10 protein-coding genes and 2 pseudogenes are annotated in these 13,241 nt (G+C 65.0%); 9 read left to right on the top strand and 3 right to left on the bottom strand.

Translation table 11 applies throughout. From position 1 onward, the window contains the following. Nucleotides 1-101 precede the first annotated feature (101 nt). Nucleotides 102-1,658: a SulP family inorganic anion transporter gene (locus ACQKPE_RS23745; RefSeq protein ID WP_427669122.1), complete on the top strand. Its 1,557-nt coding sequence runs from the start codon at nucleotides 102-104 to the stop codon at nucleotides 1,656-1,658. Between the two features lie 314 nt (nucleotides 1,659-1,972). Here ACQKPE_RS23745 and polA read toward each other — a convergent pair whose 3' ends face one another. Further along, entirely contained in the window at nucleotides 1,973-4,723 is a 2,751-nt protein-coding gene (gene polA / locus ACQKPE_RS23740) for a DNA polymerase I (protein WP_427669121.1), read from the bottom strand. Between the two features lie 75 nt (nucleotides 4,724-4,798). Here polA and ACQKPE_RS23735 point away from each other — a divergent pair, with 75 nt between their 5' ends. Both ACQKPE_RS23735 and ACQKPE_RS23730 read left to right on the top strand, forming a co-directional pair. Then, nucleotides 4,799-5,086, top strand: coding sequence for a DUF2782 domain-containing protein (locus ACQKPE_RS23735; protein WP_427669120.1), 288 nt, complete (start codon nucleotides 4,799-4,801; stop codon nucleotides 5,084-5,086). 71 nt (nucleotides 5,087-5,157) lie between these two features. Beyond that, nucleotides 5,158-6,108: a homoserine kinase gene (locus tag ACQKPE_RS23730; protein ID WP_427669119.1), complete on the top strand. Its 951-nt coding sequence runs from the start codon at nucleotides 5,158-5,160 to the stop codon at nucleotides 6,106-6,108. 63 nt (nucleotides 6,109-6,171) lie between these two features. Here ACQKPE_RS23730 and ACQKPE_RS23725 read toward each other — a convergent pair whose 3' ends face one another. Beyond that, the gene (locus ACQKPE_RS23725) at nucleotides 6,172-7,146 is read right to left on the bottom strand and encodes a zinc ABC transporter substrate-binding protein (RefSeq protein ID WP_427669118.1); all 975 of its coding nucleotides are present in this window, start codon (nucleotides 7,144-7,146) and stop codon (nucleotides 6,172-6,174) included. A gap of 18 nt (nucleotides 7,147-7,164) precedes the next feature. Here ACQKPE_RS23725 and zur point away from each other — a divergent pair, with 18 nt between their 5' ends. From zur to ACQKPE_RS23705, 4 genes are all read left to right on the top strand, one after another. Then, nucleotides 7,165-7,650, top strand: a complete 486-nt coding sequence (zur, locus tag ACQKPE_RS23720; protein WP_427669117.1) for a zinc uptake transcriptional repressor Zur — start codon at nucleotides 7,165-7,167, stop codon at nucleotides 7,648-7,650. Continuing rightward, nucleotides 7,647-8,420, top strand: coding sequence for a zinc ABC transporter ATP-binding protein ZnuC (znuC, locus tag ACQKPE_RS23715; RefSeq protein WP_427669116.1), 774 nt, complete (start codon nucleotides 7,647-7,649; stop codon nucleotides 8,418-8,420). The genes zur and znuC overlap by 4 nt, the downstream gene beginning before the upstream one ends. After that, nucleotides 8,413-9,195: a zinc ABC transporter permease subunit ZnuB gene (gene znuB, locus ACQKPE_RS23710; protein WP_427669115.1), complete on the top strand. Its 783-nt coding sequence runs from the start codon at nucleotides 8,413-8,415 to the stop codon at nucleotides 9,193-9,195. Before znuC ends, znuB begins: the two co-directional genes overlap by 8 nt. Nucleotides 9,196-9,323: 128 nt before the next feature. Then, nucleotides 9,324-10,034 carry a PA5502 family lipoprotein gene (locus ACQKPE_RS23705; protein ID WP_427669114.1) on the top strand — a complete coding sequence of 237 codons (711 nt, stop codon included), beginning with the start codon at nucleotides 9,324-9,326 and terminating at the stop codon, nucleotides 10,032-10,034. Between the two features lie 142 nt (nucleotides 10,035-10,176). Here the strand turns inward: ACQKPE_RS23705 and katE are convergent, their stop codons facing one another. Beyond that, nucleotides 10,177-12,321 carry a catalase HPII gene (gene katE / locus ACQKPE_RS23700; RefSeq protein ID WP_427669113.1) on the bottom strand — a complete coding sequence of 715 codons (2,145 nt, stop codon included), beginning with the start codon at nucleotides 12,319-12,321 and terminating at the stop codon, nucleotides 10,177-10,179. A gap of 224 nt (nucleotides 12,322-12,545) precedes the next feature. Between katE and ACQKPE_RS23695 the strand changes: the two are divergent. Both ACQKPE_RS23695 and ACQKPE_RS23690 read left to right on the top strand, forming a co-directional pair. Then, nucleotides 12,546-13,151: pseudogene (locus ACQKPE_RS23695) on the top strand (ATP-binding cassette domain-containing protein); the annotation flags it as partial. A gap of 1 nt (nucleotide 13,152) precedes the next feature. Continuing rightward, nucleotides 13,153-13,241 (top strand): annotated as a pseudogene (locus ACQKPE_RS23690) (OmpA family protein); the annotation flags it as partial.

The following is a 13,241-nucleotide window of genomic DNA, read 5'->3' as shown; positions in this document are numbered from 1 at the left end:
GGCTTGCCCGCGAACACCGGCAACGCCGGTGCCATGCTCCGCGGTGTTTTCTTCGCGGGCAAGCCCGCTCCTACAGGGGCCAGTAACCTCAGGAATATTCCATGACCCACCTGCTCCCGTTCCTAGCCTGGCTTCCCCGGCAATCACGCCGCAGCCTGCGCCAGGACCTGCTGGTGGGCCTGAGCGGTGCGGTCCTGGCGCTGCCACAATCCATCGCCTATGCCCTGATCGCCGGCCTGCCTGCCGAGTACGGCCTATACGCTGCCATCGTGCCAGTGCTGGTGGCCTGCCTGTGGGGTTCCTCCTGGCACCTGATCTGCGGCCCGACAGCTGCCATTTCCATCGTCCTCTACGCCAGCGTCAGCCCGCTGGCCGTGACCGGCAGCCAGGACTACATCACCCTAGTGCTGCTGCTCACCTTCCTCGCCGGCGCCTTCCAGCTGCTGCTGGGGCTGCTGCGCTTCGGTGCGCTGGTCAACTTCGTTTCCCACTCGGTGGTGCTGGGCTTCACCCTCGGCGCGGCGGTGGTGATCGCCCTGGGGCAACTGCCGAACCTGCTGGGCATGGACCTGCCCAGCCAGGCCACGGCGCTGAAAACCGCCCAGGAGCTGTTCAGTCACGTGGGCGAGGTTGACCTGCCCTCCCTGGCCCTGGGCCTGGCGACCCTGGCCATTGGCATCGTCATCAAGCTGCTGCGCCCACGCTGGCCCAGCCTGTTGATAAGCCTGCTGCTGGTGTCGCTGGCCGCGTGGCTACTGCCCGGCTACTTCGCCCACGTCCCGCGCGTGCCGGGGTTCACAGGCCAATTACCGCCCTTGAGCCCGCTGCCGTTGCTCGACCTGGAGCTGATCCTGCGCCTGCTGCCCAGCGCTGTAGCAGTGGGCATGCTCGGCCTGGTCACCAGCCTGTCGATCGCCCGCTCGCTGTCGGCGCGCTCGGAACAGTTGATCGACGCCGACCAGGAAATTCGCGGCCAAGGCCTTTCCAACCTGACCGGCGCGTGGTTCTCCGGCTACCTGTCGGCAGGCTCGTTCACCCGCTCCGGCCTGAGCCTCGACGCAGGCGCTCGCTCGCCCATGGCCGGGGTGTTCTCGGCGCTGTGGGTGGCGGCGTTCGCGGTGGCGGGCGCCGGGTTGATCGCGCACCTGCCGATCCCGGCGATGGCCGGCAGCATCCTGCTGATTTGCTGGGGGCTGGTGGACCATCGCGGCATTCGCGCGCTGTTCCGGGTCAGCCGTGCGGAGTTCCTGGTCATGGCGCTGACGGCTGCCGCCACCTTGCTGTTGGAGTTGCAGACGGCAATCTATGCCGGGGTGCTCGCGTCGCTGTTCTTCTACCTCAAGCGCACCTCGCGCCCCCGGGTGCAGCACAGCCGCGAAGGGCAGGTCGACCTGTTGCGGGTAGGGGGCTCGATCTTCTTTGGCGCTGCGCATTACCTGCAAGTACGCCTACAGCGCTGTGAGGGGCCGAATGTGGTGATCGACGCACGGCAGGTGAACTTCATCGACTATTCAGGCGTGGATATGCTGCACCGCGAGGCGCGGCGGTTGATGCGCGCGGGCGGCAGCTTGACCTTGCAGCGTGCACGGCCGCAGGTAATAGAGGAGTTGCAGAAGCTGGAAGGGGCCGAGTCGTGCCCGATTCGATTCGAGCAGTAGCGGCTTGCCCGGGCCACGAAACGCCGAATCGCAGGCAAAAAAAACCCCGGACTTCATATGGGGAGGGGGAAGTTCGGGGTCCAAGTCTGAGCCGCTAGGGCGGGGCTCAGGTATCTGCCAACACTTAACACAACATAGGAGCATCGAAAGGCTTCACCAGCCATTCAGTTACTCTGAGTTCCGCTTCACCGCTTTAGTTCCGAAGTGCTGAAAACTATTTGCGATAGTTTCATGAAACTTCGGAACTAATGGCATATAGCCGTTACCGATCCACGTCACTGCATGCCAGATGCTACGCGACTTCGCCTACGCGTTTAGTGAGCTTCATCCCAATTCGAACCAACACCTGCTTCTACCAGCAGCGGCACATCCAGTTGCGCGGCATTGCTCATATGCTGGCGAATTTCATCTTTCACCTGGTCTACCAGGTCTTCGCGCACTTCCAGCACCAGTTCGTCGTGTACTTGCAGGATCACCCGCGCATCCAGGCCACTGTCGGTAAGCCAGCTGTCCACCGCCACCATGGCGCGCTTGATGATGTCGGCCGCAGTGCCTTGCATCGGTGCGTTGATCGCCGTGCGCTCGGCGCCCTTGCGCAGGGCCGGGTTCTTGGCGTTGATGTCCGGCAGGTACAGGCGTCGGCCAAACAGCGTTTCCACGAAGCCTTGCTCGGCAGCCTGGGCGCGGGTGCGCTCCATGTAGGCCAGCACGCCTGGGTAGCGGGCGAAGTAGCGGTCGATGTAGTCCTGCGACTGCTTGCGGTCGACACCGATCTGCTTGGCCAGGCCGAAGGCGCTCATGCCGTAGATCAGCCCGAAGTTGATGGCCTTGGCGCTGCGGCGCTGGTCGCCGGTGACCTCTGCCAGGTCGACGTTGAACACCTCGGCGGCGGTGGCGCGGTGCACGTCCAGGTCGTTGCGAAACGCATGCAGCAGGCCTTCGTCCTTGGCCAGGTGGGCCATGATGCGCAGCTCGATCTGCGAATAGTCTGCCGCCAGCAGCTTGTAGCCGGGGCTGGCGACGAAAGCCTGGCGGATGCGCCGGCCTTCGGCGGTGCGGATCGGGATGTTCTGCAGGTTCGGGTCGCTGGACGACAGCCGCCCAGTGGCTGCCACAGCCTGCTGGTATGAGGTGTGGATACGCCCGGTGCGCGGGTTGATCTGGTCGGGCAGCTTGTCGGTGTAGGTGCTCTTGAGCTTGCTCAGGCTGCGGTATTCCATCAGCACCGTGGGCAGTGGGTAGCCTTCGGCGGCCAGGTCGGCGAGCACCGCTTCGGCGGTGGAGGCCTGGCCCTTGGCGGTCTTGCTCAACACCGGCATGCCCAGCTTGTCGTACAGGATCACACCCAGTTGCTTGGGCGAGCCGAGGTTGAATTCCTCGCCGGCCAGCTCGAAGGCCTTGCGCTCCAGCTCGGCCATCTTCACGCCCAGTTCGCCGCTCTGTACGCGCAGCAGGTCGGCATCGACCAGCGCGCCCTGGCGCTCGATCTTCGCCAGCACTGGCACCAGCGGCATTTCGATGTCCATCAGCACCGGCTGCACGCTGGGCGTCTTGGCCAGGCGCTCCTGCAAGGCGTGGTGCAGGCGCAGGGTGATGTCGGCGTCTTCGGCGGCGTAGGGGCCGGCCTTGTCCAGGTGGATCTGGTTGAAGGTCAGCTGCTTGGCGCCTTTGCCAGCGATATCTTCGAAGGCGATGGTGGTGTGGTCGAGGTACTTCTGCGCCAGGCTGTCCATGTCGTGGCGGGTGGCGGTGGAATCCAGCACGTAGGATTCGAGCATGGTGTCGTAGGCCACGCCGCGCATCAGGATGGGCTGCGCGCAGTTGGCGAGGATATTGATGTCGTACTTGGCGTTCTGCCCGACCTTGGCCTTGGCCGGGTCTTCCAGCAGCGGCTTGAGCGCCAGCAGCACAGCGTCGCGGTCCAGCTGCTGCGGGGCGCCTTCGTAGTCGTGGGCCAGCGGCACGTAAGCCGCTTCGAACGGCTCGACGGCGAACGACAGGCCGACCAACTGGGCCTTCTGGGCATCGAGGCCGGTGGTTTCGGTGTCGAAGGCGAACAGCGGCGCCTGGCGCAGTTTCTCGACCCAGGCGTCGAAGCTGGCCTGGTCGAGGAGGGTTTCGTACTGGGCTTCTTTGTGCGCTTGCGGCGCCTCGGCCACAGGTGCAACGGCCTCGCCCTCGCGGGCGGCATCACGCTGCACATCGGCGATCCAGCTCTTGAACTCCATTTCGGTGTACAGCGCCAGCAAGGCCTCGTGGTCCGGCTCGCCGCACACCAGGGCATCGACGGTGATGTCCAGCTCGACGTCGACCTTGATGGTCGCCAGCTCATAGGACAGGAACGCCGCGTCACGATGCTCCTCGAGCTTGGCCGGCAGGGTCTTGGCGCCACGGATGGCCAGGCCTGGAACCTTGTCGAGGTTCTCGTACAAATCGCGCAGACCGCCGCCGATACCGGTCAGCAGGCCTACCGCGGTCTTCTCGCCGACGCCCGGCACACCGGGAATGTTATCGACCTTGTCGCCCATCAGGGCGAGGAAATCGATGATGTGCTCGGGGCCAACGCCGAATTTCTCGTGCACGCCGGCAACGTCCAGCACGCTGCCGGTCATGGTGTTGACCAGGGTGACATGGCCGTCCACCAGCTGGGCCATATCCTTGTCGCCGGTCGAAATGATGACCGGGCGGCCAGCGGCAGCGCTACTGCGCGCCAAGGTGCCGATCACATCGTCCGCCTCGACCCCCTCCACGCACAGCAGCGGGTAGCCCAGAGCCTTGACGCTGGCGTGCAGCGGCTCGACCTGCACGCGCAGGTCGTCGGGCATGCTCGGGCGGTTGGCCTTGTACTCGGCGAACATGGCATCGCGGAACGTACCGCCCTTGGCGTCGAAGACCACCGCGAAGAGGCTGTCCGGATACTGCTTGCGCAGGCTCTTGAGCATGTTCAGCACGCCCTTGACCGCGCCGGTGGGCATGCCTTTGGAGGTGGTAAGCGGCGGCAGCGCATGGAAGGCGCGGTAGAGATAGGACGAACCGTCCACCAGGACGAGAGGCGCTTGGCTCATGAGCAGAATCAACCTTTTCGGCGGGTCCGGCGCTAGAATAGCCAGACTCATTGACGACAAAGGGACAAGGTTATCATGCGTACACCCATTCGCCTGTTACTGCTGGGCCTGTTGGCAACCATGCCGGTCGTTACCCTGGCGGCGGAAGACGCGCCCTCGGCCGATCCCGAGGTAACCATTCGCACGGAAGGCGACAGAACCATCCAGGAGTACCGTCAAAACGGTTTCCTGTATGCGATCAAGATCACGCCGAAAAGCGGCAAGCCTTATTTCCTGGTACGCGCCGATGGCTCCGATGGCAATTTCATTCGTTCCGACCAGCCGGACATGCTGATTCCGTCCTGGAAGATCTTCGAATGGTAAGCTTGTAACGCGTATCGTTCTTATCAACTGGCACTTCCCGGCGGAAGTGCCCGCATGGGCAACTTTTCAACATGTCAGTCTTCACCCCTGTGTCCCGGCCTGAGCTGGAAACCTTTCTGGCGCCTTACGAGCTGGGCCGCCTGCTCGACTTCCAAGGCATCGCCGCCGGCACCGAGAACAGCAACTTCTTCGTCAGCCTGGAGAAAGGTGAGTTCGTCCTGACCCTGATCGAGCGCGGCCCGGCCGAGGACATGCCGTTCTTCATCGAGCTGCTCGATGTGCTGCACGAGGCCGACATGCCCGTGCCTTATGCCGTGCGCGACCGCGAAGGCCGCGGCCTGCGCGAGCTGTGCGGCAAGCCGGCGCTGTTGCAGCCGCGCCTGTCGGGCAAGCACGTCAAGGCGCCGAACAACCAGCACTGTGCCCAGGTGGGCGAGCTGCTGGCGCACATCCACCTGGCTACCCGCGAGCGCATCATCGAGCGCCGCACCGACCGCGGCCTGGACTGGATGCTGGAATCGGGTGCCGAATTGCTGGCGGGCCTGGATGCCGCGCAGGTGCAGTTGCTGCAGCCGGCACTGGACGAGATTGCCGCGCACAAGGCGCAGATCCTCGCCCTGCCACGGGCCAACCTGCATGCCGACCTGTTCCGCGACAACGTGATGTTCGAAGGCACCCACCTGACCGGCCTGATCGACTTCTACAACGCGTGCTCCGGGCCGATGCTGTATGACATCGCCATCACCGTGAACGACTGGTGCCTGAACGAACACGGCGGCATCGACCTGCCACGCGCCCAGGCGCTGCTGGGGGCTTACGCGGCGTTGCGGCCGTTCACGGCGGCGGAAGCCGAGCTTTGGCAGGTGATGTTGCGGGTGGGTTGCGTGCGGTTCTGGCTGTCGCGGCTGATCGCGGCGCAGGCGTTCGCCGGGATGGACGTGATGATCCATGACCCGAGCGAGTTCGAAGTGAGGTTGGCGCAGCGCCAGCAGGTGGCGCTGAAGTTGCCGTTCGCGCTGTAACGCGGCGGCCTCTTCGCGGCAGTTCGGCGCCCCGGCAAGCCCGCGAGTAGGCCAGAGCAGGCGCTAGATTTGCTCCAGACACCCCGCCAGGTCACTGCCCAGCTTCTCCAGCAAGCGCTCGTAACCCTTGCCATCCACCGGGTCCGTGCCGCCCAGGCCATCCAGCTCCGCCAGCTTCACCGGCAACCCCGCCGTCAAGGTCTCGGCCAGGCGCGGGCGCAGCGGTGGCTCGCTGAACACGCAGGTTGGCCCGGCCTCCTGCAAGCGCTTGCGCATCGCCGCCACATGCTGCGCCCCCGGCTGTACCTCTGCCGCCACGCTGAACACGCCGGCGTGACGCAGCCCATACTCGGCCTCGAAGTAATCGAACGCCTCGTGGAACACGAAGTACGACTTGCCTGAAATACCTGCCACGCGGGCCTTGATACGCGCATCCAGGCTGTCCAGGCGCTCGACGAAGCCTTTCAGATTGCTCTGGTAGCGCGCGGCATTGGCCGGGTCCGCCGCCGCCAGGTCCGCCGCCATCTTCGTCGCGATCACCCGCGCGTTCACCGACGACAGCCACAAGTGCGCATCCAGCGAGCCGGGGCGGTGGTCGTGATCGTGGTCATCGTGGCCTGTGTCGTGGTCGTCATGGCCTTCGTCGTGGGAGTGGCTGTCCTCGCCGAAATGCCGCAGCTTCATGCCTGCCAGCGACTGCACCGCCACCGTCGGCTTGCTGCGGCTGCCCAGCACGCGCGGCAGGAAGCTCTCCATGTCCGGGCCGATCCAGTACAGCAGGTCGGCACCGGCCACCCGCCGTACGTCGGAGGGACGCAGCGCATAGTTATGCGGTGAAGCACCCGGCGGCAGCAGCACATCGGGGCTGCCGAGGCCGTCCTGCACGGCGGCGGCGATCTGCTGCAACGGCTTGATGCTGGTGAGCACGCGGACGTCGGCCTGGGCCGAGAAAGCGAAAAATGCGACAAAAACCACAAGTAAACGGGACACGGTGGATACTCGACTAGGCAGAACCGGGTAACATAATAACGTCTCCATCCAAAACCGTCGCCGCCCATGTCCATCACGCCGCTGGCTCACCGTCCCCACGATCACTCCCATTGTGTCCACAGCGCCCTGGCCGAAGCCGATGCCCTGTGCGCCCGCCAAGGGCTGCGCCTGACCGCCCTGCGCCGCCGGGTGCTGGAACTGGTGTGGCAAAGCCACAAGCCGCTGGGTGCCTACGACATCCTCGCCGTGCTCAGCGAGCAGGACGGCCGCCGCGCCGCCCCCCCCACGGTGTACCGCGCACTGGATTTTCTCCTCGAAAACGGCCTGGTGCACCGCATCGCCTCGCTCAACGCCTTCATCGGTTGCAGCCACCCCGAGCACAAGCACCAGGGCCAGTTCCTGATCTGCCGCCACTGCCACGTGGCCATCGAGCTGGAGCAGGACAGCATCAGCGATGCCATCGTCAGCAGCGCCAAGGCCGTGGGCTTCAACGTCGAAACCCAAACCGTGGAAGTGGTCGGCCTGTGCGGCAACTGCCGGAGCGCTGCATGAGCGATGCGCTGATCCGCCTGGAGCAGGTCGGCGTCACCTTTGCTGGCGAAGCGGTGCTCGACAACATCGCGCTGTCGGTAGCACCACGCCAGATCGTCACCCTGATCGGCCCCAATGGCGCCGGCAAGACCACCCTGGTGCGCGCCGTGCTCGGCCTGCTCAAGCCGCACCGCGGCACGGTGTGGCGCAAGCCGCGCCTGCGCATTGGCTACATGCCGCAGAAGATCCAGGTCGACGCCACCCTGCCGCTGTCGGTACTGCGCTTCCTGCGCCTGGTGCCGGGGGTCGACCGCGCCGCTGCGCTGTCGGCATTGCAAGAAGTGGGCGCCGAGCAGGTGATCGACAGCCCCATCCAGACCATTTCCGGCGGCGAGATGCAGCGCGTGCTGCTGGCCCGGGCGCTGCTGCGCGAGCCTGAGCTGCTGGTGCTGGACGAGCCGGTGCAAGGCGTCGACGTGGCCGGCCAGGCCGAGCTGTACGGGCTGATCACCCGCCTGCGCGACCGCCATGGCTGCGGCGTACTGATGGTGTCCCACGACCTGCACCTGGTAATGAGCACCACCGACCAAGTGGTCTGCCTGAACCGCCATGTGTGCTGCTCGGGCCACCCGGAGCAGGTCAGCGGCGACCCGGCGTTCGTCGAGCTGTTCGGCCAGAACGCGCCGAGCCTGGCCATCTACCACCATCACCACGATCACAGCCACGACCTGCACGGCTCGGTGGTCGCACCCGGCGCGCATGTCCATGGAGAGCACTGCAAGCATGGCTGATTTTCTTCTCTATGCCCTGCTTGCGGGTCTTTCCTTGGCTGTAGTCGCCGGCCCCCTGGGTTCTTTCGTGGTGTGGCGGCGCATGGCCTATTTCGGCGATACGCTGTCTCACGCCGCGCTGCTCGGGGTCGCCCTGGGCTTTGTGCTGGATGTCAGCCCCACCATCGCCGTGACGGTCGGCTGCCTGCTGCTGGCGATCTTGCTGGTAACGCTACAACAGCGCCAACCGCTGGCCTCCGACACCCTGCTCGGCATCCTCGCGCCCAGCACCCTGTCCCTGGGCCTGGTGGCGCTGAGCTTCATGCACGACGTGCGCATCGACCTCATGGCCTACCTGTTCGGCGACCTGCTGGCCATCAGCCCCACGGACCTGGCCTGGATTCTCGGCGGCAGCGTGCTGGTGCTGCTGTTGCTCGCCGCACTGTGGCGACCGCTGCTGGCAGTGACCGTGCACGAGGAGCTGGCCACCGTCGAAGGCCTGCCCGTGGCGAGCCTGCGCCTGGCCCTGATGCTGCTGATTGCGGTGGTCATCGCCGTGGCCATGAAGATCGTCGGGGTACTGTTGATCACCTCGCTGCTGATCATCCCGGCCGCCACCGCGCAGCGCCACGCCCGCTCTCCCGAGCAGATGGCCCTGGGCGCCAGCGTGCTGGGCGTGCTCGCGGTGTGCGGCGGCCTGGCCCTGTCGTGGTTCAAGGACACCCCGGCCGGGCCATCGATCGTGGTCTGTGCGGCGGTGCTATTCTTGCTGAGCCTGGCATTGCCGAAACGTTGAAATAGCGGGGCGCGCGCCACCGTGCCCTGCAACCTTTGCGCCCGTAAAGGGTCTGTAAGACTTGTTTTCGAGCCTGTGTACCTGGGTGTAGACTTGCTCGCTTTTTGCGCAAATAGAGAGTCGCAGGAATGAAGCCGTTCGCCTCCCGTTATCTGCTTGTTGCCATGCTTTCCCTGTTCCTGGCCGCGTGTTCCAGCGCCCCGGTCGAGCAGCCGGTCGCGCCTGCCCAGCCCGATCCGTGGCAGCAGTTGCAGCAAAGCATCGCCAGCAACGAACTGGCCACCGCCGAAGACCAGCTCGCCAATCTGCAAACCCAATCGCCCGGTGATGCACGCCTGGAGCAGTACCAGCGACAGTTGGCCGAGGCCTACTTGCAACGCAGCCAGGTCACCTTGCAGAAGGGTGATGTCAACGCTGCCGCCACCGCCTTGGCCCGCGCCCGGGCGCTGATGCCCCAGGCACCTGCACTGGTCGGCGGCGATGCCGTGGCTCAGGCGCGTCGGCGTGCGGAGCTGGAAAAAGCCGAGGCCGCGCTCAAGGCCGCCGAAGCCAAGCCGGTTGCCCGGGTGATCGACCCCACCGCCCCGAGCACCGTGATCGCCCTGAAGACCACCGACAGCCACGCGCTGCGCCGCCAGTTGGACGACATTGCTGCCGACGTGGTGGCGTACCAGTGCGAGGTGGTGTTCCAGGTGCCACGTACTGACGATGCGCCGTGGCTCAAGACACTGCTGGCCAAGCGCGTGCACAAGCTCGACAGCGGCTTCGAGTTGAAACAGAAGCATGAGATTCAGCGCAAACTGCCGGCGCAGGTGGTGCTGGTGCCGCACCAACGCTGACAATTCCCAAGGCTAACGATGACCCTGTAGGAGCGGGCTTGTCGGGGCGCCGAACCGCCGCGAACACCGGCAAAGCCGGTGCCATACACCGCGGTGCCTGCTTCGCGGGCAAGCCCGCTCCTACAGGGTATTGCGTAGCCGCCTAAGCCGGAATCGCCTCGGCCGCCGCCTCCCGCTCCCACACCCGGTGCTGTTCCAGCACCTTCGCAAACGCCTCCACGGCCTTCTTGTCATCCCCCAGCAGCAAGCCCTTGTCTTCCTTCAAGCCCAGCGAAGTCAGCAGCGCCTTACCCTCCTTGGCCACGCCCATCGGCTTGAGGTGCTTGTACGCTTCCAGCAGGTAATGCCGGGCCAAACCGCTCTCGCCCAGCGCCGCCAACGCTTGCTTGCCAGCCGGCACCCACAGCCCATCGATCATCACCGACGGCGTGCCCTCCATCGAAGCATCCACTGCCAGCGAAGCGCCCTCGGCAGTCTTCACCGGCGCGCTGCTCGGCCCCAGCAGCAACACCCGCGCAGCCTGCGCCTCGAAGGCCTTCACCAGGCGGTCAACACTGGCGCCATCAACGCCATCAGCCACCAGCAGCGCCACCTTGCGCCCCTTGATGCCGACGCTGCCGCCCAGGTTCATCTGGCTCAGCGCCTTGGATTTGGCAGGTTTCGCGCCCTTGACCTTGACCGTCCCGGCCTTTGGCGCCGGCAGCCCGAGGTTCTGCGCCACTGCCGCCGCGAGCTTCAGGTCGATATTGGCCAAAATCTCATTCACCTCCCGCACCCGGATCGCCTCGCGCTCCACCTTGCCCAACTCGAAGCTGTAGGCCTTGATGATGTGCTGCTGCTCGGTGGCGCTCATGCTCTGGAAGAACAACCGCGCCTGGGAGAAGTGGTCGCCGAACGAGTCGCTGCGCTGGCGGATCTTGTGCGCATCCACGCGCTCCTGATAGCTCTCGAAGCCGCCATCCTCTGCCGCTGGCGGGGTTTCTCGCGGCCAGCCGCCATCGATGGAATTGGGCTCGTACGCCGCGCGCCCCTTGTCGATGGTCATGCGATGCATGGCATCACGCTGGCTGCTGTGGTTGGGCGCAACCGGCCGGTTGATCGGAATTTCGTGGAAGTTCGGCCCACCGAGGCGGCTGATCTGCGTGTCGGTGTAGGAGAACAGCCGGCCTTGCAGCAGCGGGTCGTTGGTGAAGTCGATACCCGGCACGATATGCCCAGGGCAGAACGCCACCTGCTCGGTCTCGGCGAAGAAGTTGTCGGGGTTGCGGTTGAGCACCATCTTGCCCAGCGGCGTCACTGGCACCAGCTCTTCGGGAATGAGCTTGGTGGGGTCGAGCAGGTCGAAGTCGAACTTGTGCTCGTCAGCCTCTGGCACGATCTGTACGCCCAGCTCCCATTCCGGGTAATCGCCGGTCTCGATCGCTTCCCACAGGTCGCGGCGGTGGAAGTCTGCGTCTTTGCCGGCCTGTTTCTGGGCTTCGTCCCACAGCACCGAATGCACGCCCTCGCGCGGCTTCCAGTGGAACTTGACGAAGCTGGCCACACCCTTGGCGTTGATCAGTCGGAAGGTGTGCACGCCAAAGCCTTCCATCATGCGTAGGCTGCGGGGAATGGCGCGGTCAGACATCGCCCACATGACCATGTGCGCCGACTCCGGCACCAGCGAGACGAAGTCCCAGAAGGTGTCGTGGGCCGAGCCGCCGGTGGGCATTTCGTTGTGCGCCTCGGGCTTCACCGCGTGCACGAAGTCGGGAAACTTGATCGCGTCCTGGATGAAGAACACCGGCATGTTGTTGCCCACCAGGTCGAAGTTGCCTTCGTCGGTGTAGAACTTCACCGCGAAGCCGCGCACATCGCGCACTGTGTCGCCCGAGCCGCGCGGGCCCTGCACAGTGGAAAAGCGCACGAACACCGGGGTGATCTTCTCCGGGTCTCGCAGGAAACCGGCCTTGGTCAGCTCGGCATGGTCGCCGTAGCTCTGGAAATAACCATGGGCGCCGGTACCCCGGGCATGGACGATACGTTCCGGAATGCGCTCATGGTCGAAGTGGGTGATCTTCTCGCGCATGATGAAGTCTTCGAGCAGCGAAGGCCCACGCGCGCCGGCCTTGAGCGAGTTCTGGTTGTCGGCGACCTTCACCCCCTGGTTGGTACGCAGCGCTTGGCCGGTGGCATCGCTGCGAAACGCCTCCAGGCTTTGCAGCTTGGCGTTGATATTGGCCTTGTCGGGGGTCTCAAGGCCCGCGACCGGTAGGGGTTGCTCGGGCTTGGTCTTCTTGGTGGGCATGCTCGGCTCTCCTCAATCTGCTTCAGGCTGCCCTTTCCAGGGCTTGTTCCTGTAGTGACTGGGCGCCCGTCGCGGGCGTTCAATCCGGTTTACCGGTTGTCGCGTTATGCCGAGTTGAATGGTCGATTACGAAATAAATGCTAAGAACAACTATGGGAAAAGGCTAAAATGCGCGCCCGGCTAACCGCTGACCCAACTTCCATGCGCCCCACAAGGTTCGCTCAGTGATCGAGTTCCAAGATGTCCACAAGACCTACCGCGTCGCCGGTAGGGATATTCCGGCCCTCAACCCGACCAACCTGACCATCGACAATGGCCAGGTGTTCGGCCTGATCGGCCATTCCGGCGCAGGCAAGAGCACCTTGCTGCGCCTGATCAACCGCCTTGAGGCCCCAAGCGGCGGCAAGATCATCGTCGACGGCGAAGACGTCACCGCGTTCGACGCCAACCAGCTGCGGCGCTTCCGCCAGCAGGTCGGGATGATCTTCCAGCACTTCAACCTGCTGGCCTCCAAGACCGTCGCCGACAACGTCGCCCTGCCGCTGACCCTGGCCGGCGAGCTGTCGCGCAGCGAGATCGACAAGCGCGTCGCCGAGCTGCTGGCCCGTGTCGGCCTGTCGGACCACGCGAAAAAATACCCGGCGCAGCTGTCCGGCGGCCAGAAGCAGCGCGTGGGCATCGCTCGGGCGCTGTCGACTCGCCCGAAAATCCTGCTGTGCGACGAGGCCACCAGCGCCCTCGACCCACAGACCACCGCCTCGGTGCTGCAACTGCTGGCCGAGATCAACCGCGAGCTGAAGCTGACCATCGTGCTGATCACCAACGAGATGGGCCCTGGCCTCCGAGCAGACTGACCGTGGCCTGGTGATGACCTTGGGTGATGTGCTGTTCGACACCGGCCAGGCCGACCTCAAGAACTC

This window comes from Pseudomonas sp. NPDC089554 (assembly GCF_050280645.1).
Classification (GTDB): Bacteria; Pseudomonadota; Gammaproteobacteria; order Pseudomonadales; family Pseudomonadaceae; genus Aquipseudomonas.
Note: the sequence above shows the minus strand (reverse complement) of the source record. Positions and strands in the feature narration are given on the sequence as shown.